Source organism: Salmonella sp. SA15303 (genome assembly GCF_029962125.1).
GTDB classification, from domain to species: domain Bacteria; phylum Pseudomonadota; class Gammaproteobacteria; order Enterobacterales; family Enterobacteriaceae; genus Salmonella; species Salmonella enterica.
The window spans coordinates 3,190,227-3,215,272 of the sequence record NZ_CP123924.1 but is presented as its reverse complement, the minus strand read 5'-3'; the positions used below and the strand labels follow the sequence as shown (position 1 = coordinate 3,215,272).

The following is a 25,046-nucleotide window of genomic DNA, read 5'->3' as shown; positions in this document are numbered from 1 at the left end:
GACGAAGAGATGAAAAGGTTATGTTATTTTGTGAATTCAGACTGGTACTTTGATTTACACTGGACAGAACGTGCGATAGCGGCAAGGGATGCGGGTTATGAAATTCATATCATAAGTCATTTTATTGGTGAAGAGATTATAAAAAAATTCAAAACGCTTGGTTTTATTTGTCACAATGTGTCTCTTGTTGCTCAGTCATTTAATATGTTTGTTTTTTTTAGAGCATTCCTTAACGCTCGGAAAATTATTAAGGAGATTAATCCTGACTTATTGCATTGTATTACGCTCAAACCTTGCCTGATTGGTGGAGTTAGCGCCAGAAGAAGTAATAGTCCAGTTGTTATCAGCTTTGTCGGACTTGGTCGAATCTTTTTATATAATACCGTGCCAATGAGAATATTGCGTGCGTTAACCGTTTTGGTTTACAAATATATTGCCGGTAATAAGCGTGGTGTTTTTATTTTTGAACATGATAAAGATCGACGAAAAATATCGCATTTAGTAGGTATTGATTATCATAAAACTATCGTTATCGAAGGTGCTGGAATTAACCCGGATATTTATAAATTCTCTATAGAGAAAAAACATGAGATACCGATAGTCCTTTTTGCAAGCCGAATGTTATGGAGTAAAGGTCTTGGCGATCTCATTGAAGCAAAAAAGATCCTCAGACAAAAAAATATTCATTTTGTTTTAAATGTTGCAGGTATATTGGCCGAGGACGATAAAGATGCTATCCCTTTGGAGCTCATTCATCACTGGCATAATGAAGGACTAATTAACTGGCTGGGACGCTCTTCGAATGTATATGAGCTTATTCAGAAATCGAATATCGTTGCATTACCATCTATTTATCCGGAAGGAGTACCACGGCTTTTATTAGAGGCATCATCTGTAGGACGTGCATGTATTGCTTATGATACCGGCGGATGTGATAGCTTAATTATTCATAACTATAATGGGTTGATCGTGAAAAGTAATTCAGCTCAGGAGTTAGCGGTAGAATTAGAGTATTTGTTAAAAAATCCACAGATTCGCTTAGAGATGGGGGCGAATGGAAGAAAACGTGTAAAGGAATTGTTTTCCAGCATATTAGTCATTAATAAGACATTGCAAATTTATAAAGACACTATTGGTTGCTAACACCATAAAGTGCTTATGAAGTAGGTCAGTGTTTAGATAAATAGTATGTAAATATTATAGAAAATAAATAAGTTATATTTTCATATCGTTAAAGAATAAGTTCTTCAGGTAAAGGTGACACGGAAACAATGAATGATTTGAAAGAAGCTCTGGCCAGGCACCAACTTTGGATTTCGCTAGGTTGGAATGATGTCCTGGGACGATACCGGCGATCGGTGTTAGGGCCTTTTTGGATAACGATTTCGATGGGGGTCACCATATCAGCAATGGGACCTCTTTACGGTTCGCTGTTCAGTTCTGGTTCCGAAAATTTTATCATGCATCTTACTTTAGGTATGATCTTTTGGGCCTTTCTATCAGCAACTATTAATGAATCATGTGGAATATTTAATGAGTCCGCATCAATTATTAAACAGTCTGACCTTCCGCTATATTTATATATATTACGTGTTTTCTATCGGCAGTTTATGATTATGTTGCATAATTTTATCATTATACCTTTCGTGATTTTTTTTACCAATACATCGGTAAATCTTGATATTCTCCTTTTTATACCTGCAATTGTAATAACATCCATCTCATTAATTTCTACAGGTATGATTCTCGCCATTTTTTGCACAAGATATCGTGATATGGGACCGGTTGTTCAAAGTGTGGTAACGTTGTGTTTTTTTATAACTCCCATCATTTGGACATCGGAACAATTACCAAAGGGAAGAAAGGAATTTGTTGATTATAATATTTTTTATTACTTTATGGAGATGCTCAGGAAACCATTAATGGGAACTGTACCAGATGTAACTATATGGTTTTACACAATAATAACCTCTATTATTATGTTGATGGTCTCAACCTTAGTGTTGACTAAATATCGCTCAAGAATCGTATACTGGTTATAATTAATGAAAATCTCTTGCAAAAACGTTGGCGTAATACTCCCTATATTTAACTCCAGCCACCGTTCATTTAAAAAAACTTTTCTACAGGCTGCTTCAGGTGGACGAATTGGCTCATCGAATACCGGGATTATTGAAGTAGAGGCATTAAAAAAAATTGATTTTACGCTTACCGAAGGTAACCGTCTTGCGCTTATCGGACACAATGGTTCGGGCAAAACCACTCTTCTGAGAGTACTTGCAGGGGCCTATAAACCAACTTCAGGGAAGTATGAATGTATCGGTCGAGTCACCAGCCTCATTGATCCCATGATGGGAATGGATGGTGAGCTTACAGGCCTGGAAAATATAAAACTGAGGGGACTATTTCTCGGTCTGTCAAAAAATGAAATAAAAAATATTACAGAAGATGTCATCGAGTTCAGCGAGTTAGGTGATTTTATTAAAATCCCCGTTAGAACGTATTCTAGTGGTATGGTTCTGAGGCTTGGTTTTTCTATTTCTACTGCAATTAATCCTGAAATTTTACTGATGGATGAATGGATGAGCGTGGGTGATAGTGATTTTAAAAGAAAAGCAGAGATGAGATTAAATAGCTTTATCTCTAAAGCGGGCATTATGGTAATGGCCACTCACGATGATGAACTGGCTAAATCTGTATGTAATAAGTTCATCAGGCTTGAGCACGGTGAGATAGTTAGCAAAGGCGGATTTTAATATTCTTATTGCAGTATTTATATCACTACGCGGTGAGTAATTTACTATTTTATAATAGCGTTACCCCAGATAATATAAATTTATAGGTTCGTTATGTATTTTTTACTTCAAAAAGTAATTTTACCAAACATTGATCTATGCACGGAAGAGCAGCTTTATTTCAGAACTCAGGGCGGGAAGTATAACTATACCTCACGTAACTTACTTGTTCCGCGTCATAAGGTTGCATATTTTGATACTTTTTTTAATGCATTCTCAATTAAGAAATGGAAAAAATATACAACCTTAACATCACTTTTTTTGCGGGTTAATATAATTGGTCGCGGAACTATAACTGTAAGGCATAAAGAGAATGGTGTCATTAGAGTATTAAAGCAAATTGATTTTAACTCGTCATGTAATATTAGTGATGAGATTGAAATTGATATATCAAAAATAAATTTTGGATATATCTATGTGGAGTGGCAATCAGACGAAGACTCTGTTTTAAATGGATTTGAATTTCTGACTAAAGATCATGTTAGTAAATCATCTATGGCTTTAGTTATAACAACTTATAATAGAAAAGAAGCTGTTACTAAAACAATCAATAGAATTAATAAAACACTCTTAACCCAGAGCGAATTTAAAGATCGTTTTAAATTGATTGTCGTTAATAATGGCGAGGCGATTAATCACCCGTCAGGAAACGGCATTATGGTTATCAATAATGAAAACCTCGGTGGGTCAGGCGGGTTTATGAGAGGTTTGATAGAGGCAGGGAAAATCAACGATATCAAACATGTCATATTTATGGATGACGACGGCTCATGTGAAATTGAATCGATTTGTCGAACTCATGCTTTTTTACTGATGGCTAAAGACAAAAATACAGTTGTTACTGGCTGTATGCTTTTTGAAGATAACCCGGCAATCATACATGAATCTGGTGCCATATGGCATAGAGATTTTTTACATTACCCGGATAAACATTATCTGGATGCTCGGGAAATAGATTCTTTAGATACTTTTGATAATGAAAGAAAAATAGGCTACGGTGGATGGTGGTTTTTTGCCTTTAATATTAACGCTATTGAATATTACTCATTTCCTTTCTTTGTTCGTGGTGATGACCTGCTATTTGGATATATGCATAAAAAACATAATATTGTCACACTTAATGGTGTGGCTTCGTGGCAAATGGATTTTGAAAGAAAAATATCGGTTCTAAATAGCTATTTGAACTTCAGGACTGTTGCTGTACCTGCATTAATTAGTAAAAGAAAGTTTGCTGCACTACTGTTAAGTGTTTTCTTTGTGCGGGAAGTCTTTCTTGCGAGTTTTTCATGCCGCTATGAACTTGCCAGAGCAATGATTATGTCATATAACGATTGTCTTTCTGGACGGGAGTTTTGGGAAGATAATGTAGATCTTCTGGAGATAAGAAAAAGAATTAATGCAATAACTCATAATGAAAAATTCAATGTAGAAGGTATTGATATTGTTAATGGTTGTGTTGATTACCCATGTTCTGGTAAAGAAAAAGCCATCTACAAATTTTTTAGATGCATAACCCTTAATGGACACTTAATTCCAGCTTTCTTTTTAATTAAAAAACCAATCGTGGTTGATTATCGTCATTATCACCCTACTAAGTTTTCATTCCGGAGAATTACTATCTATCATTTAAATATAGAAAATGGCAAATTATTAAAACTTACCCACTCAAAAATGGAGTTTTTTAAAGTTATTATTAATGGTTTGTTTACGGCAGTCAAAAATTTTTATCGGTTTAAATCTGCAAAAAAAGAGATGAAAAATAGTTTGCCCTATCTTACCTCAAAGCTCTTTTGGTATAAAAAATTCAATAAAAAATCTGAAGATAAATATTAAACATGATGTAAGTGGTGTTGATGAGAATTATACCGATTTTTTAATTATATGACTATGATAATCTTAGGTATGGTTCTGTTGCTACACCTTATCTGGTGTCAGTCTAATAAAATATTATAATCCTTACCCAATGTCAGCATTTATTCATAGGGTGTTAATTTTTATATATACCGTAAAACGCGAAATCAGAATATGGAAAAGAGTCTTTTAGTTATTGTCCGACATAAACCTGGGCGTACTCGTCTATTAATGCGGGCCTTGCAATCCATTAATGACCAGACGTTCAAAAAAATAAATATCATCATTTTCTGCATGGAGGAAGAATTGAAATGTCACAATGTGGATGATTTTTATCTGAAAGAACTGTCAAATATATATAGTGTTATCTACGACGAAAGCTGTATCTTTAATGCTATTAAGATGTCTGAATCTAATTATTTATGCTTTATGGATGATGACGATTCTTGGGCCCCTGAATATGTGTCAAGGCTACTCAGTGTTTTGGCGAATATACAGTCAACGTATTCATCTGTAAATGCAATAGCATGCCATACAAATAAAGTTGCTGAGATTGCGGAAAATAATAGAATAATTATAAATTCAACGCAACCATGGAACCACTATTTAAATGCTGGCCCTGTTAGTTTTGATGTTATTTATTACAGGAATTCTATTCCACTTTCCTCGTGTTTATTCGATAAAAATTCTGTTATCGATATGATTGAAAGTCATAAATTATCCTCTCCTGCATTTTTCTGGCCTTTTTTTATTCATTACCTTGCAGAAAATGATGTTTGGATCTTACCTGAAGCACTGGCATTTTATCATTTCAGAGAAAATGATGACTTTGAATTTGGCAATTATACCGTAATTAACAATGAGTTATTTGATATAGAATGCAAAATTGCAGAAAATAAAATGATGAGAAGTATTGATGACTCATCATTGCTCAATGTGTTACTTTCAAATATTGCTAACAATAGTCTTTTTCATAAAATTTCTTATATTGAAAATAAGATTAAATAAAATATGGATATGAACTTTAAAAAATACAAGACCGTAAGCTTTGATATCTTTGATACATTGGTTAGCCGGAGGATTTACCGTCCCAGAGATTTGTTTTCATTAATGCAATCAACTTTAGCAACTGAGAAATTTTTTATATCAGCGTACGAGATTGGTATTATTGATAATTTCCCAGAGATAAGAGTTCAGGCGGAAGTAAGTGCCAGAGAGAATAGGGTCAGGCGTTTTGGCGGCGAGCCGGAAATACTTATATCTGAAATATACGATGAAATTTTAAAAAAGCATCCGCAGCTTTCACCAGCGACAGTAAAAAAGATAATCGATCTGGAAATACAAATGGAGAAGATTGTTTTATATAAAAATGCGCGTGGAAGCTGTTTGTTTGAAAAGGCTATTAGTGATGGTTGCAAAGTCATTTTAATTAGTGACATGTACCTTCCATCAGCAATATTAAAGGAGTTGTTAACATCATGTGGCTATGATATCAGTAACATTCCAGTTTATTCATCTGGCGAAGAGCGGTACTCTAAAAATAGTGGTAAATTATTTTCAATAGTCAAGAAAAATGAAAATGTAGATATTGCATCGTGGATGCATGTTGGCGACAATGTTCATGCTGATATTCTGAATGCTAAAAAACTCGGCATAAATACTCTCCATGCTGATTGGTCAGAGTATAATCATGGGATATCTAATCATTGGAAAGCTAAAGATATTATTGGTGAATCTATTTGTAAGACTTTATTACTTAAACAAGTTTCTGCTTTCCATCAAAATGATCCTTTAAACGAGATAGGATTTAAAGTATTTGGTCCATTATTATTAGGTTATGTATCCTGGTTAGCGAATCAGTTAAAGATTCATAAAATTGATAAAGCGCTTTTTTTAGCACGCGATGCTCACTTAATCTATAAAATTTATAATGAATACTTTTCAGAAGAACATGTAAAATGTGAATATTTATATATATCCCGCGCATCAGCTTATATGGTGGGGATGACTGATTGGCCGATGCACAGGATTTGGCATCTTTTTGGTGGTAAGAATAAGAAAAGTATTAAAAAGATACTTGCTATCGCGGGGTTAGATGCGAGTGAGCATATTTCAGATATACATCATGTTGGTTTTCCTGACGAGGAGTATATTCCTGTTTCAGGAGAGGAACATAAGGTTCACTGGCTTATAAATAAATTATTTCCATATATTTTATTAAAAAATACTCAGCACAGGGAAGTTTACGCTGATTACTTTAAAACGGCCTGTGAAGGTTATAAAAATATAGCACTTATCGATGTAGGATGGATGGGTAATATTCAATCAGTATTTGCTCGTTCTTTAGGTGCGCAATGGGCAGAAAAACAAATACATGGGTTTTATTTGGCAACTTTTGCTGGCGCCAATGATAACCGATCTATTTATAATAAGATGTTTGGTTGGCTAACCAACTATGGCCATCCCAACGATAAGTGTGATCTTTTCTTATCAGGAGGGGTGGAAATAATGGAGTTCGCTATGGCTGACAATACTGGGTCAACAATTGGCTATAAAAAAACGGATAATGGAATAATTCCTGTACGTGAAGATAGCAGTGGTTCTGAAATTGAGTATTTAAAAAAAGCAGCAAGATTGCAATCAGGGATTATTTCTTTTTTTGAGTACGTCAAACCGCTCATACAAAAAGGAAATTATGCAGCACTTAGTAGTGTTGTATTGTCAGAACCTTTTTTTGAATTGATAGCCAGACCCTCAAGCGCTCAACTGGACGCCTTATCTTCCCTCACACATTCAGAGTCCGCGGGATCTAACGCAGAAAGAATCGTGCTAGCCAAGAAACTGCCTTTAAAGGATAAACTTTTTCCCGGAGAAAATTATATCAAAGAGTTGAATGCCAGTTATTGGAAAGAAGGCTTTAAAAGGATCAACAGAAAAAAATTTTGGGCAAAATATAACTAAGCGTCATTTAATTCCGGTAGGCAGACAATCATTATTGGGCGCTCGCCCGACAAGGGCTGAGTCGATTATGCCCTGGCGCGATCATGTTAACCCTGACGGGGAAGTGGTCTCGTGCTGCGATAATGTTATTATCACTGGATACCACCGCCTGTTTGTCCATCCGCTGTGGATGTTCATTATGGTGTTCGATGTGCATTCCAGATAGTCAGAGGCGGTGTAGTCCATTAATCAACTGTTAACAAAGGATATTATCATGCCTGAAGGCCCGGAAATTCGTCGTGCGGCGGATAATCTGGAGGCGGCAATCAAAGGCAAACCCTTAACCGATGTCTGGTTTGCCTTTGCACAGTTAAAACCGTATGAATCGCAGCTTACCGGTCAACTTGTTACCCGGATAGAGACGCGGGGAAAAGCGTTATTGACCCACTTTTCAAATGGCCTGACGCTCTACAGCCACAACCAACTCTATGGCGTATGGCGGGTGATCGATACTGGTGAAATACCGCAGACCACGCGTATATTGCGCGTCAGGCTACAAACGGCGGATAAAACTATTCTGCTTTATAGCGCGTCTGATATCGAAATGCTGACAGCAGAGCAGCTCACGACGCACCCCTTTTTACAGCGAGTCGGTCCGGATGTGCTGGACGCGCGTCTCACTCCGGAAGAGGTTAAAGCTCGATTGCTGTCGCCGCGTTTTCGCAACCGACAATTTTCCGGGCTGTTGCTGGATCAGTCCTTTCTGGCGGGACTGGGGAATTATCTGCGCGTTGAAATCCTCTGGCAGGTAGGATTAACCGGACAGCATAAAGCGAAAGATCTCAACGAGGCGCAACTGAATGCGCTTTCTCACGCGCTGTTGGATATTCCGCGCCTTTCCTACACTACTCGCGGTCAGGCGGATGAGAACAAGCATCATGGCGCACTGTTTCGCTTTAAGCTTTTCCACCGTGACGGCGAAGCGTGTGAGCGGTGCGGCGGCATTATTGAAAAGACAACACTGTCCTCACGCCCGTTTTACTGGTGCCCGCATTGCCAGAAATAGCCGGAACCGACATCGGCGAGCGGCTATTGCCTGATGGCGCGACGCTTATCAGCCCTACAAAGGTTGTTTGGGCGCATAGGTTGATATAAAACGGGCCACTGCTGGCCCAGTTAACAGAATGCTGAACAGCCGTAGGGTTTGCATTGCCATGATGAGCGCCATATCGGCACTGCTTCCTGCCGCGATCGCGGCAACCGTATCCAGACCACCGGGACTGGTGGCAAGATAAGCCGTCATAAAATCAATCTGCATGTAGTAAGCCATTCCCCACGCCATCGCGGCGCAAATCGCCATCAGCGCGAAAATTGACAATAAGATTTGCGGCAATGGCCGCAGCGCCATAAAAAACACCTGTCTGTCAAAACCCAGCCCAATACGCCAGCCTATCGCCATATACGCCACGGCCAGCAGCCATTCGGGTAATTCAATCTCAATGATGCCTTGCGAATGGAGAAGCGCGCCTGCCAACATGGGGAGCAGCATCGTGCCGGAAGGGATACGCATCAGGCGACCGGCAATGCCCGCCACGATCGCTAATAACAGCGTCGTCAATACATTACCGCTAAGCGGCGGAAACCAGATCACCTGTTGGCTGACCGCTGCCGCGCTGTCGCCGAGTATCAGGCGTGTCACCAGCACCGCCGCGCCAGCCACAAACAGTACCCGTAGATACTGCATAAACGCCACCAGGCGGATATCCGCCCCGTAATCTTGCGCCATCGCTACCATTGCCGCCGCGCCGCCCGGCGAAGACCCCCATGCGCCGGTGTTGCCGGGCAGTGAGCTGTAACGTACCAGCAGCCAGCCGACTACCGCGCTGGAAAGCAGCGTCACCAGCAACACTAAAAGCACGACCGGCCAGTAGAGGGCGAGGGTGGTCAATATCGAACCGGTTAGATTTTGGGCGATCATACAGCCGAGAATTGCCTGCGCGGCGAGAAAAATACCGCGCGGAAGTTGTAGCGTACTACCTCGCAAACTCAACACGATACCCGCAATCATTGGACCGAGCAGCATTGCCGCCGGAAGGTGCAGATAGAGAAAAATAAGGGAAATGAGCAGCGATAACAGGAACAACAAAAACCACTGCAGAATCGGCATTCCATGCTCCCTGAATGATATTTAGCGAAACCTTAATTAATCATAGAGAGTAACGGGGTAAGAATAAAATAATGAGGATAAGAAAAAAGGGAAAATGTACCGGATGGCGAGGGTTGCGTCGCCATCCGGTTGTCAATTAACGCTTCAGCGCCGATTTAAAATCGCGTTTATCGTAGCCGGTATACAGCTGACGAGGACGGGCGATTTTCATGCCGTCAGTGTGCATTTCATTCCAGTGTGCAATCCAGCCAACGGTACGCGCCATGGCGAAGATCACGGTGAACATGGAGGACGGAATGCCCATCGCTTTCAGAATGATGCCGGAGTAGAAGTCTACGTTCGGGTACAGTTTCTTCTCGATGAAGTACGGGTCGTTGAGCGCAATGTGCTCAAGCTCCATCGCCACTTCCAGCAGATCGTCTTTGGTGCCCAGCTCTTTCAGCACTTCGTGGCAGGTTTCACGCATCACGGTGGCGCGCGGATCGTAGTTTTTGTAAACACGGTGACCGAAGCCCATCAGGCGGAAAGAATCATTCTTGTCTTTCGCACGGCGAACAAATTCCGGAATGTGTTTAACAGAGCTGATTTCTTCCAGCATTTTCAGCGCGGCTTCGTTGGCGCCGCCGTGCGCGGGTCCCCACAGGGAGGCGATCCCGGCGGCAATGCAGGCGAATGGGTTGGCGCCGCTTGAACCTGCGGTACGTACCGTTGACGTTGAGGCGTTCTGCTCATGGTCAGCGTGCAGGATCAGAATACGGTCCATCGCGCGCTCTAGTACCGGATTCACTTCATAGGTTTCACACGGCGTGGAGAACATCATGTTCAGGAAGTTACCGGCGTAGGAAAGGTCGTTGCGCGGATAAACAAACGGCTGACCGATTGAATATTTGTAACACATCGCCGCCATGGTCGGCATTTTGGACAGCAGGCGGAACGCCGCGATTTCACGGTGGCGCGGATTGTTCACATCCAGCGAGTCGTGGTAGAACGCTGCCAGCGCGCCAGTGATCCCGCACATTACCGCCATCGGATGTGAGTCGCGACGGAAAGCATGGAACAGGCGAGTGATTTGCTCATGGATCATCGTATGGCGGGTGACTGTCGTTCTGAACTCGTCATACTCTTCCTGCGTCGGTTTTTCGCCGTACAGCAGGATGTAACAGACTTCCAGATAGTTGGAATCGGTAGCAAGCTGGTCAATCGGGAAACCGCGATGCAACAAAATGCCTTCGTCGCCGTCGATGAAGGTGATTTTAGATTCGCAGGATGCGGTAGAGGTGAAACCAGGGTCAAAAGTAAAAACTCCTTTTGAACCGAGACTACGAATATCAATAACATCTTGACCGAGTGTACCTTTTAGCACATCCAGTTCAATAGCAGTGTCACCAGTAAGGGTGATTTTTGCCTTTGTATCAGCCATTTACGGTCTCCTTAGCGCCTTATTGCTTAAGACTGCCGGAACTCAGACTTGCCTTCTCCACGTCATCTTCCTCGTCGTTAGTGCAGGGAAGATTCTGTGTATGCATCAATCAACCGTTACCAGTTTGTTATTTGGCTCGCCGCTCTGTGAAAGAGGGGATGACCTGGGTACAGAGCAATGGGCGCTTGCAGGTAACGACTTGATTAATTTCGAATTAGCAGCAAATCAGGAACGTAGCAATCCGAGTAATGTAACCTGTCTATCACTAATAACTGTCCTGAAAGAATGGGTCAATATCATTGTACTGTTGCATAACTTATTAACAGGTGAAAGAGTGACCCCATAACTTTTACGCATTATATGCTTTTTCTGGTGTCGTTTGTAACAATTTTGTTTAATGTTTGTCAAATCAGATGATTGAAAATTAAAAAAATGTTGTTATCGTGACCTGTGTCACTGTTCAGGATAAAACCCGACAAACTATATGTAGGTTAATTGTAATGATTTTGTGAACGTCCTATACTGCCGCCAGGTCTCCGGAATACCCTGCAATCCCGAGCCACCCAGCGTTGTAACGTGTCGTTTTAGCTACTGGAAGCAGTGTTTTACATGACGCGCAGTTATAGAAAGGACGCTGTCTGACCCGCACGCAGACCGGAGGAAGGAAATCCCGTCGTCTTTCTGGCTACAGGTAGATTCACCTCTGTAACCGAAGTCTTAAGGGAATAATAAGAACAGCATGTGGGCGTTATTCATGATAAGAAATGTGAAAAAACAAAGACCTGTCAATCTGGATCTACAAACGATTCGGTTCCCCATCACAGCGATAGCGTCCATTCTCCATCGCGTATCCGGTGTGATTACTTTCATCGCCGTCGGCATACTACTGTGGCTACTGGGCACCAGCCTCTCTTCTCCGGAAGGATTCCAGCAGGCCGCCGACATCATGGACGGCTTCATCGTTAAATTTATCATGTGGGGCATCCTTACCGCGCTGGCGTATCACGTCATCGTGGGAATTCGTCACATGTTAATGGATTTTGGCTATCTGGAAGAAACATTCGAAGCGGGTCAACGCTCTGCCAAAATCTCTTTTGTTATCACTGTCGTGCTTTCACTTCTCGCAGGAGTCCTCGTATGGTAAGCAACGCCTCCGCATTAGGACGCAATGGCGTACATGACTTCATCCTGGTCCGTGCTACCGCTATCGTTCTGACGTTATACATCATCTACATGGTGGGTTTTTTCGCCACGAGCGGCGAACTGACCTTTGAAGCCTGGACCGGTTTCTTCTCATCGGCCTTCACCAAAGTCTTCACCCTGCTGGCGCTTTTTTCCATCTTGATTCATGCCTGGATCGGCATGTGGCAGGTGTTAACCGACTACGTTAAACCACTGGCAGTGCGTCTGATACTGCAACTCGTTATCGTTGTTGCGCTGGTGGTTTACGTCATCTATGGATTTGTTGTGGTGTGGGGTGTGTAATGAAACTGCCAGTCAGAGAATTTGATGCTGTTGTGATTGGTGCCGGTGGCGCAGGTATGCGCGCGGCGCTGCAAATTTCCCAGAGCGGCCAAACCTGTGCGCTGCTCTCGAAAGTCTTCCCGACCCGTTCCCATACCGTTTCCGCGCAGGGCGGTATCACCGTGGCGCTCGGCAATACCCATGAAGATAACTGGGAATGGCACATGTACGACACCGTAAAAGGGTCGGACTACATTGGTGACCAGGATGCCATCGAATATATGTGTAAGACCGGACCGGAAGCGATTCTGGAACTGGAGCACATGGGGCTACCGTTCTCCCGTCTTGATGATGGACGTATCTATCAGCGCCCGTTCGGCGGCCAGTCGAAAAACTTTGGCGGCGAGCAGGCGGCACGTACCGCGGCGGCGGCTGACCGTACCGGTCACGCCTTGCTACATACGCTGTATCAACAGAATTTGAAAAACCACACCACGATTTTCTCCGAATGGTATGCGCTGGATCTGGTGAAAAACCAGGATGGCGCGGTGGTGGGATGTACCGCACTGTGCATCGAAACCGGTGAAGTGGTGTACTTCAAAGCCCGCGCGACGGTGCTGGCGACCGGCGGCGCAGGCCGTATCTACCAGTCCACCACCAACGCTCACATCAACACCGGTGACGGTGTCGGTATGGCGCTGCGTGCCGGTGTCCCGGTGCAGGACATGGAAATGTGGCAGTTCCACCCGACCGGCATCGCCGGGGCGGGCGTGCTGGTGACAGAAGGCTGCCGCGGCGAAGGCGGTTACCTGCTGAACAAACACGGCGAGCGCTTTATGGAGCGTTATGCGCCGAACGCCAAAGACCTTGCGGGTCGTGACGTGGTGGCGCGTTCCATCATGATCGAAATCCGTGAAGGCCGCGGCTGCGACGGTCCGTGGGGGCCGCACGCTAAACTGAAACTGGATCACCTGGGTAAAGAGGTGCTGGAATCTCGCCTGCCGGGTATCCTGGAACTGTCCCGTACTTTCGCCCACGTTGACCCGGTGAAAGAGCCGATTCCGGTTATCCCGACCTGCCACTACATGATGGGCGGTATTCCGACTAAAGTGACCGGTCAGGCGCTGACCGTGAACGAGCAGGGCGAAGACGTGGTCATTCCGGGGCTGTTTGCGGTAGGCGAAATCGCCTGTGTATCGGTTCACGGCGCCAACCGTCTGGGCGGTAACTCACTGCTGGATCTGGTGGTCTTTGGCCGCGCGGCGGGGCTGCATTTACAGGAATCCATCGCCGAGCAGGGCGTGCTGCGCGACGCCAGCGAGTCTGACGTTGAAGGTTCTCTGGAGCGCCTGAATCGCTGGAACAATAACCGCAATGGCGAAGATCCGGTGGCTATCCGCAAAGCGTTGCAGGAGTGTATGCAGCATAACTTCTCCGTATTCCGTGAAGGCGACGCGATGGCGAAAGGGCTTGAGCAGTTGAAAGTGATCCGCGAGCGTCTGAAAAACGCCCGTCTGGATGACACGTCCAGCGAGTTTAATACCCAGCGTGTGGAGTGTCTGGAGCTGGATAACCTGATGGAAACTGCCTACGCCACTGCCGTATCAGCCAACTTCCGGACGGAAAGCCGCGGCGCGCATAGCCGCTTCGATTTCCCGGAGCGTGATGATGCCAACTGGTTGTGTCATACCCTGTATCAGCCGCAAACGGAATCCATGACGCGCCGAAGCGTCAATATGGAACCGAAACTGCGTCCGGCGTTCCCGCCGAAGATTCGTACTTATTAATTGCGGAGACAGGATGATGAAACTCGAATTTTCGATTTATCGTTATAACCCGGATGTCGATAACGCTCCGCGTATGCAGGATTACACCCTGGAAGGCGAAGAAGGGCGCGACATGATGCTGCTGGATGCGTTAATCCAGCTTAAAGAAAAAGATCCCAGCCTTTCTTTCCGCCGTTCCTGCCGCGAAGGTGTGTGTGGTTCTGATGGTTTGAATATGAACGGTAAGAATGGTCTGGCCTGTATTACCCCTATTTCGGCGCTGACTCAGCCGGGTAAGAAGATTGTGATTCGCCCGCTGCCCGGTTTGCCGGTGATCCGCGATTTGGTGGTAGACATGGGGCAATTCTACGCACAATATGAGAAGATTAAGCCTTACTTATTGAATAATGGGCAAAATCCACCGGCACGTGAGCATTTACAGATGCCGGAGCAGCGTGAAAAACTCGATGGGCTGTATGAATGTATTCTTTGCGCCTGTTGCTCAACATCCTGCCCGTCATTCTGGTGGAACCCGGATAAGTTTATCGGTCCGGCGGGGCTGCTCGCGGCGTATCGATTCCTGATCGATAGTCGTGATACCGAGACTGACAGTCGTCTGGAAGGGATGAGCGATGCATTCAGCGTATTCCGCTGTCACAGCATTATGAACTGCGTCAGTGTATGTCCTAAGGGACTGAACCCGACGCGCGCTATCGGCCATATTAAGTCGATGCTGTTGCAGCGTAGCGCGTAAGTAGTTGTAGTGGTTGCCGGATGGCGACGTACCGTCTTATCCGGCCTACGGGTTACGTATTCTGTAGGCCTGATAAGCCAGGCGCCATCGGGCAATAGAAGTGCAGGAAACCTCTAAAAACTGCCATATGATTAGTAATAATCGAGATGTTCAGAGCGAGACAAGGCGCGGTCTGAACGAATCTTCGGGAGCATAGTTAACTATGTGACCGGAGTGAGCGAAGGCCGCAAAGCAGTCGTAGCCTGAACAGCGAAGATTATTAGACAGTTTTTAAAGGTTCCTTAGCGGACGCAGATGACACGACAGTCCGCAACAAGTGAACCCCGGCACGCATACAGCGTATGCGTGGTTAGTATCCACGGCGAAATACTCGTCATAGTTCACGTTGCATGTGCGTTGGCTGCACTTGCTCACCCCGGTCACTTACTGGATGTAAGCTCCCTGGGATTCGCAAGCTTGCCGCCTTCCTGAAACGTGACCTATTTAGAGTATTAAATAAGCAGAAAAGATGCTTAAGGGATCACGATGCAGAACAGCGCTTTGAAAGCCTGGTTGGACTCTTCTTACCTCTCTGGTTCGAATCAGAGCTGGATAGAACAGCTCTATGAAGACTTCTTAACCGATCCTGACTCGGTAGACGCTAACTGGCGTTTGACGTTCCAGCAGTTACCTGGTACCGGAGTCAAACCGGATCAACTCCATTCAAAAACACGTGAATATTTCCGGCGGCAGGCGTTGGCTGGCTCACGTCACTCTTCTACGATTTCCGACCCTGACACCAATGTGAAGCAGGTTAAAGTCCTGCAGCTTATTAACGCTTATCGTTTCCGTGGCCATCAGCATGCAAACCTCGATCCGCTGGGTCTTTGGAAACAAGAACGCGTGGCGGATCTGGACCCTTCTTTCCATGATTTGACCGAGGCCGATTTCCAGGAAACCTTCAATGTCGGCTCCTTTGCCAGCGGCAAAGAGACGATGAAGCTGGGCGAGCTGCTCGACGCGCTCAAACAGACCTACTGCGGCCCGATTGGCGCTGAGTATATGCACATCACCAGCACCGAAGAGAAACGCTGGATCCAACAGCGCATCGAATCCGGTCGTGCGGCCTTTAGCGCTGACGAGAAAAAACGCTTCCTGAACGAACTGACCGCCGCTGAAGGGCTGGAACGTTATCTGGGCGCCAAATTCCCGGGTGCGAAACGTTTCTCGCTTGAGGGGGGAGATGCGCTGATACCCATGCTGAAAGAGATGGTTCGCCATGCGGGTAACAGCGGCACTCGCGAAGTGGTGCTGGGGATGGCGCACCGCGGTCGCCTGAACGTGCTGATCAACGTACTGGGTAAAAAACCGCAGGATCTGTTCGACGAATTTGCCGGTAAGCATAAAGAACATCTGGGTACCGGCGACGTGAAGTATCACATGGGCTTCTCGTCAGATATCGAAACCGAAGGCGGTCTGGTTCACCTGGCGCTGGCGTTTAACCCATCGCACCTGGAAATTGTGAGCCCGGTGGTGATGGGCTCCGTGCGTGCCCGTCTGGACCGACTGGACGAACCGAGCAGCAACAAAGTGTTGCCGATCACTATTCACGGCGACGCCGCGGTGACCGGCCAGGGCGTGGTTCAGGAAACCCTGAACATGTCGAAAGCGCGCGGTTACGAAGTGGGCGGTACGGTACGTATCGTTATCAACAACCAGGTGGGTTTCACCACCTCTAACCCACTGGATGCGCGTTCAACGCCTTACTGCACCGATATCGGTAAAATGGTCCAGGCGCCGATTTTCCACGTCAATGCGGACGATCCGGAAGCCGTCGCTTTTGTGACCCGTCTGGCGCTGGACTTCCGTAACACCTTTAAACGTGATGTGTTCATCGATCTGGTGTGCTACCGCCGTCACGGCCACAACGAAGCCGACGAGCCAAGCGCAACCCAGCCGCTGATGTACCAGAAAATCAAAAAGCATCCGACGCCGCGTAAAATCTACGCCGACAAGCTGGAAGCGGACAAAGTCGCGACGCTGGAAGATGCCACCGAAATGGTTAACCTCTATCGCGATGCGCTGGATGCAGGCGAATGCGTGGTGAAAGAGTGGCGTCCGATGAATATGCACTCGTTCACCTGGTCGCCGTATCTAAACCACGAATGGGATGAAGCATACCCGAACAAGGTAGAAATGAAGCGTCTGCAGGAGCTGGCAAAACGTATCAGCACCGTGCCGGAAGCCATTGAAATGCAGTCTCGCGTGGCGAAAATTTATGGCGACCGTCAGGCAATGGCGGCAGGCGAGAAATTGTTTGACTGGGGCGGCGCGGAAAATCTGGCTTACGCCACGCTGGTCGATGAAGGCATTCCGGTGCGCCTGTCCGGGGAAGACTCCGGTCGCGGCACCTTCTTCCATCGTCATGCGGTGATCCACAACCAGACGAACGGCTCAACGTATACGCCGTTGCAGCATATTCACAGCGGTCAGGGACAGTTTAAAGTCTGGGACTCCGTGCTGTCTGAAGAAGCGGTACTGGCTTTTGAATACGGTTATGCCACGGCGGAACCACGTACCCTGACTATCTGGGAAGCGCAGTTTGGCGATTTTGCCAACGGCGCGCAGGTAGTGATTGACCAGTTCATCTCCTCCGGCGAGCAGAAATGGGGCCGGATGTGCGGTCTGGTGATGCTGTTGCCGCACGGCTATGAAGGGCAGGGCCCGGAGCACTCTTCCGCGCGTCTGGAACGTTATCTGCAACTTTGCGCCGAGCAGAATATGCAGGTTTGCGTGCCGTCCACCCCGGCGCAGGTCTACCATATGCTGCGCCGTCAGGCGCTGCGCGGGATGCGTCGTCCGCTGGTGGTGATGTCGCCGAAATCGCTGCTGCGTCACCCGCTGGCGGTTTCCACGCTTGATGAACTGGCGAACGGTTCCTTCCAGCCGGCCATTGGCGAAATTGACGAGCTGGACCCTAAAGCCGTAAAACGCGTGGTAATGTGTTCTGGTAAGGTTTATTACGACCTGCTGGAACAACGTCGCAAAAACGACCAGAAAGATGTCGCTATCGTGCGCATCGAACAGCTCTATCCGTTCCCGCATAAAGCGGTGCAGGAAGCGCTGCAACCATACGCTCACGTCCATGATTTTGTCTGGTGCCAGGAAGAGCCGCTCAACCAGGGCGCATGGTACTGCAGTCAGCATCATTTCCGTGAAGTGACTCCGTTTGGGGCCGCTCTGCGTTATGCAGGTCGCCCGGCCTCCGCCTCTCCGGCGGTAGGGTATATGTCCGTTCACCAGAAACAGCAACAAGATCTGGTTAATGACGCGCTGAACGTCGATTAAATAAAGGATAAATAATGAGTAGCGTAGATATTCTTGTTCCCGACCTGCCTGAGTCCGTAGCGGACGCGACCGTCGCCACCTGGCATAAAAAACCGGGCGATGCGGTTGTTCGTGACGAAGTGCTGGTAGAAATCGAAACTGACAAAGTGGTACTGGAAGTACCGGCATCAGCGGACGGCATTCTGGATGCGGTTCTGGAAGAGGAGGGGACGACTGTCACCTCTCGCCAGATCCTGGGTCGCCTGCGTGAAGGAAACAGCGCGGGTAAAGAGACCAGCGCGAAATCTGAAGAGAAAGCGTCTACGCCGGCACAGCGCCAGCAGGCGTCGCTGGAAGAACAAAACAACGATGCGCTCAGCCCGGCGATCCGTCGCCTGCTGGCTGAACACAATCTGGAAGCCAGCGCCATTAAAGGCACTGGTGTGGGTGGGCGTCTGACCCGTGAAGATGTGGAAAAACATCTGGCGAAAGGCGAGTCTAAAGCACCCGCTGTTGAACCTGCAGCACAACCCGCTCTGGGCGCGCGCGGCGAAAAACGCGTGCCAATGACCCGCCTGCGCAAGCGCGTGGCCGAGCGTCTACTGGAAGCGAAAAATTCCACCGCCATGCTGACGACCTTCAATGAAGTCAACATGAAGCCGATTATGGATTTGCGTAAGCAGTATGGCGAAGTGTTTGAAAAACGTCATGGTATCCGCCTGGGCTTTATGTCCTTCTACGTGAAAGCGGTAGTGGAAGCGCTGAAGCGTTATCCGGAAGTGAACGCCTCTATCGACGGCGATGACGTGGTGTATCACAACTACTTTGATGTGAGCATGGCGGTGTCTACGCCGCGCGGCCTGGTCACGCCGGTCCTGCGTGACGTGGATACGCTGGGCATGGCTGACATCGAGAAAAAAATTAAAGAACTGGCTGTCAAAGGCCGCGACGGCAAGCTGACCGTAGAAGACCTGACCGGTGGTAACTTTACCATTACCAACGGCGGCGTATTCGGTTCGCTGATGTCTACCCCGATCATCAACCCGCCGCAGAGCGCGATTCTGGGAATGCATGCTATTAAAGACAGGCCGATGGCGGTGGATGGCAAGGTGGAAATCCTGCCGATGATGTACCTGGCGCTCTCTTACGATCATCGCCTGATCGATGGTCGCGAATCCGTGGGCTTCCTGGTCACCATCAAAGAGTTGCTGGAAGATCCGACCCGTCTGCTGTTGGACGTGTAGTCAGCAAGAGCATCACCTGCTACCTGTAGGCCGGATAAGGCGTTCACGCCGCCATCCGGCGATGGTGTAATGCCTGATGGCGCGCAGCTTTCAGGCCTACAGGTCTAAAGATAACGATTACCTGAAGGATGGACAGAACACATGAACTTACATGAATATCAGGCAAAACAACTTTTTGCCCGCTATGGCTTACCGGCGCCGGTGGGTTATGCCTGTACTACTCCGCGTGAAGCCGAAGAAGCCGCGTCTAAAATCGGCGCTGGCCCGTGGGTAGTGAAATGTCAGGTTCACGCTGGCGGCCGCGGCAAAGCGGGCGGTGTGAAGGTAGTAAAAAGCAAAGAAGAGATTCGCGCCTTCGCGGAAAACTGGCTGGGCAAACGTCTGGTGACCTATCAAACAGACGCTAATGGCCAACCGGTAAACCAGATTCTGGTTGAAGCGGCGACCGACATCGGCAAAGAACTGTACCTCGGCGCGGTAGTTGACCGTAGTTCTCGTCGCGTGGTCTTTATGGCGTCTACCGAAGGTGGCGTAGAGATCGAAAAAGTCGCGGAGGAAACCCCGCATCTGATCCATAAAGTCGCGCTCGATCCGCTGACCGGCCCGATGCCGTATCAGGGACGGGAACTGGCGTTCAAATTGGGTCTGGAAGGTAAACTGGTGCAGCAGTTCACCAAAATCTTTATGGGTCTGGCAACCATTTTCCTTGAGCGCGACCTGGCGCTGATCGAAATCAACCCGCTGGTGATTACTAAGCAGGGCGATCTGATTTGCCTCGACGGCAAGCTGGGCGCTGACGGCAACGCGCTGTTCCGCCAGCCGGATCTGCGTGAAATGCGTGACCAGTCTCAGGAAGACCCGCGTGAAGCGCAGGCAGCGCAGTGGGAACTGAACTACGTCGCGCTGGACGGCAACATCGGTTGCATGGTGAACGGCGCGGGTCTGGCGATGGGCACCATGGACATCGTTAAGCTGCATGGCGGCGAACCGGCTAACTTCCTTGACGTGGGCGGCGGCGCAACCAAAGAGCGCGTCACCGAAGCGTTTAAAATTATCCTCTCGGATGACAACGTGAAAGCGGTTCTGGTTAACATCTTCGGCGGTATCGTCCGTTGTGACCTGATTGCCGACGGTATCATCGGCGCGGTGGAAGAAGTGGGCGTGAACGTTCCGGTGGTGGTGCGTCTGGAAGGCAACAACGCCGAACTCGGCGCGAAGAAACTGGCTGACAGTGGCCTGAATATTATTGCAGCGAAAAGTCTGACGGATGCAGCTCAGCAGGTTGTTGCCGCAGTGGAGGGGAAATAATGTCCGTTTTAATTAATAAAGATACCAAGGTTATCTGCCAGGGCTTCACCGGTAGCCAGGGGACTTTCCACTCCGAACAGGCGATTGCTTACGGTACGCAGATGGTGGGCGGCGTAACGCCGGGCAAAGGCGGCACCACGCATCTGGGGCTGCCGGTGTTCAACACCGTGCGCGAAGCGGTAGAAGCTACCGGTGCGACCGCATCCGTTATCTACGTCCCGGCGCCGTTCTGCAAAGACTCCATCCTGGAAGCGATTGACGCAGGCATCAAACTGATTATCACCATCACCGAAGGTATTCCGACGCTGGATATGCTGACCGTGAAAGTGAAGCTGGACGAAGCAGGCGTGCGCATGATCGGCCCGAACTGCCCAGGTGTGATCACCCCGGGCGAATGCAAAATCGGCATCATGCCGGGTCACATTCATAAGCCGGGTAAAGTGGGTATCGTTTCCCGTTCCGGCACGCTGACCTACGAAGCGGTTAAGCAGACCACCGACTACGGTTTCGGCCAGTCCACCTGCGTGGGTATCGGCGGCGACCCGATTCCGGGCTCTAACTTTATCGATATCCTGAAACTGTTCCAGGAAGATCCGCAGACTGAAGCGATCGTGATGATCGGTGAGATCGGCGGTAGTGCAGAAGAAGAAGCGGCGGCTTACATTAAAGACCACGTGACCAAGCCGGTTGTTGGCTATATCGCGGGTGTTACCGCGCCGAAAGGCAAGCGTATGGGCCACGCGGGCGCCATCATTGCCGGTGGTAAAGGCACTGCGGATGAAAAATTCGCAGCGCTGGAAGCCGCGGGCGTGAAAACCGTTCGCAGCCTGGCCGATATCGGCGAAGCGCTGAAAGCAATTATAAAATAAAACTCGCTGTTCCTGCGGGAACAGATAAATGTCCGTTTTCGACATGGTTGGCCACCTTTACGGTGGCCTTTTTTATGGCTTTATTGTTTGTGGCAAAGTACGGGTGAAGCATCCGGGATATAAAATTATTGGCTTTGTAAATACTGAACTATAGGAAAATAATGCCTCATTAAAAAAACATGGTGGAGTCTAAAAATAATTGATAATAACCGTCTGGCAGCGGCAGTAAATTTACTCAGTTTGCTGGTTAACTCTTTTGCAGCAAATACAGATGCTGTCTTAGTGAAATACCTGCCGACCTCATCGGAGACGGATTATGCGCTTTCCGCCATGAAAAAAACGCATTGCAGCATTACACTATGTTGATGCTAACTTCTATAGTAAATTGACGCTTGACTCTGTGGCCGCGCATGTTTGCCTGAGCGCGAACTACACGTCTCCTCAGATGTATCGCGCTTACACAGACTGCTTGTTTAATGGCAGAATAAAACAGCTATTTTAATCATAAGGGTACCGGCATTATTTTCCTGAAGTATTAAAGATATCGTTTAATAAATTATGTGAACTTTTGCTGGTTAAAAGAGGTCAACTTGAAAAATTATTAAGAACTTATTGACACTATGCGTTCGTGATTAATCATGTTTAAAGGGTATTTATAGCTGCGAATAAACAGAATTATCACTATGAGTGACGTAGAAATTGAGGGTAAATCTGTGAAGGTGATAACAGAATCTTCACTATAATAATTATAGAGAGGCAAATACGGTGTTATTGAAATAAAGAAAAAGTAGCGAATAAAATGTTTGTTTCTGGCTATCTGGAAAGCTTATTAGCGATAATTAAGACGATAACCTGGCAAGATGATCCTGGCCATTAGTCGTCGGGAAAGGGAAGTTGGGACAGGGTAATCCCGGTGGGATGATGGCGCGTGTGCAATGAGATAGTTTCTTTGCGGTGTTAATTATAAGTAAAATAAAAATAGACTAAATGTATAAAATAATAAGTGTTGATAACCTGCAGAAAAAATCTGTGAGCTATTTAGCAATAATTGAACATCAATGTGGAATGTTTTTTACTGGATGCGGGGCAGTAAAAAACGCACAAAATGTTTAGCCTTATCGAATAAGCCTCTTTTTACAGGGGGTTTGAAATTACTCTTTGCAAAAACAAAAAGTTAACAAAAAATTCACCATGCATTCAATGAATAAACATTATTAACATTAACTTCAAAAATTGATTTTAATCAATATTTAAATGTTGGAAAAGAGCATCAAAACTGGTTAAATTGTCCGTGATCAAATTCCCTGAAAAGCGATAGATTAGCCATAAATTGATCGCTGTCGAAAAAAGCAAATCTGACCCACTAAAAACCTGTTTATTGTAAGGGTTTTACGGCGTAATATATTTGCGGGATCAATTTGGGTTTTTTATTAACATGTTTGTAACTTTTCATCATTACTGTTTCCTTCCCGAGGGGATAGTACGATGGAAGGCCGCAAATAAATTTGTATTGGGGCATGCGTGTGACCCTTTCTAACGGGGTTCACTCTCGGAGTCTTCATGCGATGAGCAAGGAGTCATGATGTTAGATATAGTCGAACTGTCGCGCTTACAGTTTGCCTTGACCGCGATGTACCACTTCCTGTTTGTGCCGCTAACGCTCGGTATGGCGTTCCTGCTGGCCATTATGGAAACGGTCTACGTCCTTTCCGGCAAACAGATTTATAAAGATATGACCAAGTTCTGGGGCAAGTTGTTTGGTATCAACTTCGCTCTGGGTGTGGCTACCGGTCTGACCATGGAGTTCCAGTTCGGGACTAACTGGTCTTACTATTCCCACTATGTAGGGGATATTTTCGGTGCGCCGCTGGCTATCGAAGGTTTGATGGCCTTCTTCCTCGAATCCACCTTTGTAGGTCTGTTCTTCTTCGGTTGGGATCGTTTGGGTAAAGTCCAGCATATGTGCGTCACCTGGCTGGTGGCACTGGGTTCTAACCTGTCCGCACTGTGGATTCTGGTTGCGAACGGCTGGATGCAAAACCCAATCGCCGCGGATTTCAACTTCGAAACCATGCGTATGGAGATGCTGAGCTTCTCCGAACTGGTGCTCAACCCGGTTGCCCAGGTGAAATTTGTTCACACGGTGGCATCGGGGTATGTCACTGGCGCGATGTTCATTCTTGGCATCAGTGCTTATTACATGCTGAAAGGCCGTGACTTTGCATTCGCAAAACGCTCCTTCGCGATTGCTGCCAGCTTCGGTATGGCTGCCGTACTGTCCGTTATCGTACTCGGTGACGAATCCGGTTACGAAATGGGCGACGTGCAGAAAACCAAGCTCGCTGCGATTGAAGCTGAATGGGAAACGCAACCTGCTCCGGCCTCCTTTACCCTGTTCGGCATTCCTGACCAGGACAAACAGGAAAACCATCTGGCGATTCAGATCCCTTATGCGCTCGGCATTATCGCTACGCGTTCCGTGGACACGCCGGTTATTGGCCTGAAAGATCTCATGGTGCAGCATGAAGAGCGTATCCGTAACGGGATGAAAGCCTATGAACTGCTGGAACAACTGCGCGCCGGTTCTACCGACCAGGCCGTTCGCGACCAGTTTAACAGCATGAAGAAAGATCTCGGTTACGGCCTGCTGCTGAAACGCTATACGCCTAATGTGACTGACGCGACCGAAGCGCAGATCCAGCAAGCGACGAAAGATTCCATTCCTCGCGTTGCGCCGCTGTACTTCGCTTTCCGTATCATGGTGGCGTGCGGCTTCCTGCTGCTGGCGATCATCGCACTTTCCTTCTGGAGCGTGATTCGTAACCGCATCGGTGAGAAAAAATGGCTGCTGCGCGCGGCGCTGTACGGTATTCCACTGCCGTGGATTGCGGTTGAAGCAGGTTGGTTCGTCGCCGAATATGGTCGTCAGCCGTGGGCGATCGGCGAAGTGTTGCCGACAGCCGTGGCGAACTCATCGCTGACCGTGGGCGATCTGCTGTTCTCCATGTTCCTGATTTGCGGCCTGTATACCCTGTTCCTGGTGGCAGAATTGTTCCTGATGTTCAAATTTGCACGCCTTGGCCCAAGCAGCCTGAAAACCGGTCGCTATCACTTTGAGCAGTCCACCGTGACTTCTCAGCCGGCACGCTAAGACAGGAGTCG

20 protein-coding genes are annotated in these 25,046 nt (G+C 47.1%); 17 read left to right on the top strand and 3 right to left on the bottom strand.

Translation table 11 applies throughout. The features are described 5' to 3' along the window. Positions 1 to 9: 9 nt before the first annotated feature. From QEN31_RS15860 to nei, 8 genes are all read left to right on the top strand, one after another. Entirely contained in the window at positions 10 to 1,143 is a 1,134-nt protein-coding gene (locus QEN31_RS15860; RefSeq protein ID WP_064239923.1) for a glycosyltransferase family 4 protein, read from the top strand. A 128-nt stretch (positions 1,144 to 1,271) separates the two neighbouring features. After that, entirely contained in the window at positions 1,272 to 2,042 is a 771-nt protein-coding gene (locus QEN31_RS15855; RefSeq protein ID WP_000998823.1) for an ABC transporter permease, read from the top strand. Positions 2,043 to 2,045: 3 nt separating this feature from the next. Continuing rightward, positions 2,046 to 2,756, top strand: coding sequence for an ABC transporter ATP-binding protein (locus QEN31_RS15850; RefSeq protein ID WP_000702849.1), 711 nt, complete (start codon positions 2,046 to 2,048; stop codon positions 2,754 to 2,756). Positions 2,757 to 2,849: 93 nt separating this feature from the next. Further along, the gene (locus QEN31_RS15845; RefSeq protein WP_000273746.1) at positions 2,850 to 4,628 is read left to right on the top strand and encodes a glycosyltransferase; all 1,779 of its coding nucleotides are present in this window, start codon (positions 2,850 to 2,852) and stop codon (positions 4,626 to 4,628) included. 192 nt (positions 4,629 to 4,820) lie between these two features. Beyond that, positions 4,821 to 5,654, top strand: a complete 834-nt coding sequence (locus QEN31_RS15840; protein WP_001667936.1) for a glycosyltransferase family A protein — start codon at positions 4,821 to 4,823, stop codon at positions 5,652 to 5,654. Positions 5,655 to 5,711: 57 nt separating this feature from the next. Then, positions 5,712 to 7,607 carry an HAD family hydrolase gene (locus QEN31_RS15835; RefSeq protein ID WP_010988981.1) on the top strand — a complete coding sequence of 632 codons (1,896 nt, stop codon included), beginning with the start codon at positions 5,712 to 5,714 and terminating at the stop codon, positions 7,605 to 7,607. 67 nt (positions 7,608 to 7,674) lie between these two features. Continuing rightward, on the top strand, positions 7,675 to 7,812 hold the full coding sequence (locus QEN31_RS15830) for a hypothetical protein (protein ID WP_001519950.1): 138 nt from the start codon (positions 7,675 to 7,677) through the stop codon (positions 7,810 to 7,812). A gap of 48 nt (positions 7,813 to 7,860) precedes the next feature. Then, positions 7,861 to 8,652 carry an endonuclease VIII gene (gene nei / locus QEN31_RS15825; protein WP_001113970.1) on the top strand — a complete coding sequence of 264 codons (792 nt, stop codon included), beginning with the start codon at positions 7,861 to 7,863 and terminating at the stop codon, positions 8,650 to 8,652. Between the two features lie 54 nt (positions 8,653 to 8,706). On the opposite strand, the gene QEN31_RS15820 is transcribed toward nei, so the two are convergent. The 3 genes from QEN31_RS15820 to QEN31_RS25445 form a co-directional block, all read right to left on the bottom strand. Next, complete coding sequence (locus QEN31_RS15820) at positions 8,707 to 9,753, bottom strand: AbrB family transcriptional regulator (protein WP_001122057.1); 1,047 nt, start codon at positions 9,751 to 9,753, stop codon at positions 8,707 to 8,709. Positions 9,754 to 9,889: 136 nt separating this feature from the next. Continuing rightward, positions 9,890 to 11,173 carry a citrate synthase gene (locus tag QEN31_RS15815; RefSeq protein WP_000785811.1) on the bottom strand — a complete coding sequence of 428 codons (1,284 nt, stop codon included), beginning with the start codon at positions 11,171 to 11,173 and terminating at the stop codon, positions 9,890 to 9,892. 225 nt (positions 11,174 to 11,398) lie between these two features. Then, a complete protein-coding gene (locus QEN31_RS25445; protein ID WP_418142699.1) occupies positions 11,399 to 11,530 on the bottom strand; it encodes a hypothetical protein in 132 nt (43 codons plus the stop codon). Positions 11,531 to 11,912: 382 nt separating this feature from the next. On the opposite strand from QEN31_RS25445, the gene sdhC reads away from it, so the two are divergent. From sdhC to cydA, 9 genes are all read left to right on the top strand, one after another. After that, on the top strand, positions 11,913 to 12,317 hold the full coding sequence (sdhC, locus tag QEN31_RS15805; protein ID WP_000263340.1) for a succinate dehydrogenase cytochrome b556 subunit: 405 nt from the start codon (positions 11,913 to 11,915) through the stop codon (positions 12,315 to 12,317). Then, positions 12,311 to 12,658: a succinate dehydrogenase membrane anchor subunit gene (gene sdhD, locus QEN31_RS15800; protein ID WP_000254356.1), complete on the top strand. Its 348-nt coding sequence runs from the start codon at positions 12,311 to 12,313 to the stop codon at positions 12,656 to 12,658. Before sdhC ends, sdhD begins: the two co-directional genes overlap by 7 nt. Then, complete coding sequence (sdhA, locus tag QEN31_RS15795) at positions 12,658 to 14,424, top strand: succinate dehydrogenase flavoprotein subunit (RefSeq protein WP_000775561.1); 1,767 nt, start codon at positions 12,658 to 12,660, stop codon at positions 14,422 to 14,424. Before sdhD ends, sdhA begins: the two co-directional genes overlap by 1 nt. Before the next feature lie 16 nt (positions 14,425 to 14,440). Then, positions 14,441 to 15,157 (top strand): succinate dehydrogenase iron-sulfur subunit SdhB, encoded by a 717-nt coding sequence (gene sdhB / locus QEN31_RS15790; RefSeq protein WP_001537859.1) that lies wholly within the window; start codon positions 14,441 to 14,443, stop codon positions 15,155 to 15,157. Positions 15,158 to 15,682: 525 nt separating this feature from the next. Further along, positions 15,683 to 18,484 carry a 2-oxoglutarate dehydrogenase E1 component gene (gene sucA / locus QEN31_RS15785; RefSeq protein ID WP_001181501.1) on the top strand — a complete coding sequence of 934 codons (2,802 nt, stop codon included), beginning with the start codon at positions 15,683 to 15,685 and terminating at the stop codon, positions 18,482 to 18,484. Positions 18,485 to 18,498: 14 nt separating this feature from the next. Next, entirely contained in the window at positions 18,499 to 19,707 is a 1,209-nt protein-coding gene (gene odhB, locus QEN31_RS15780) for a 2-oxoglutarate dehydrogenase complex dihydrolipoyllysine-residue succinyltransferase (RefSeq protein ID WP_000099858.1), read from the top strand. A 141-nt stretch (positions 19,708 to 19,848) separates the two neighbouring features. After that, positions 19,849 to 21,015, top strand: coding sequence for an ADP-forming succinate--CoA ligase subunit beta (gene sucC / locus QEN31_RS15775; protein ID WP_001048590.1), 1,167 nt, complete (start codon positions 19,849 to 19,851; stop codon positions 21,013 to 21,015). Continuing rightward, positions 21,015 to 21,884, top strand: a complete 870-nt coding sequence (gene sucD, locus QEN31_RS15770) for a succinate--CoA ligase subunit alpha (protein WP_000114631.1) — start codon at positions 21,015 to 21,017, stop codon at positions 21,882 to 21,884. The genes sucC and sucD overlap by 1 nt, the downstream gene beginning before the upstream one ends. 1,582 nt (positions 21,885 to 23,466) lie before the next feature. After that, positions 23,467 to 25,035: a cytochrome ubiquinol oxidase subunit I gene (gene cydA, locus QEN31_RS15765; RefSeq protein ID WP_064240008.1), complete on the top strand. Its 1,569-nt coding sequence runs from the start codon at positions 23,467 to 23,469 to the stop codon at positions 25,033 to 25,035. Positions 25,036 to 25,046: the final 11 nt, after the last annotated feature.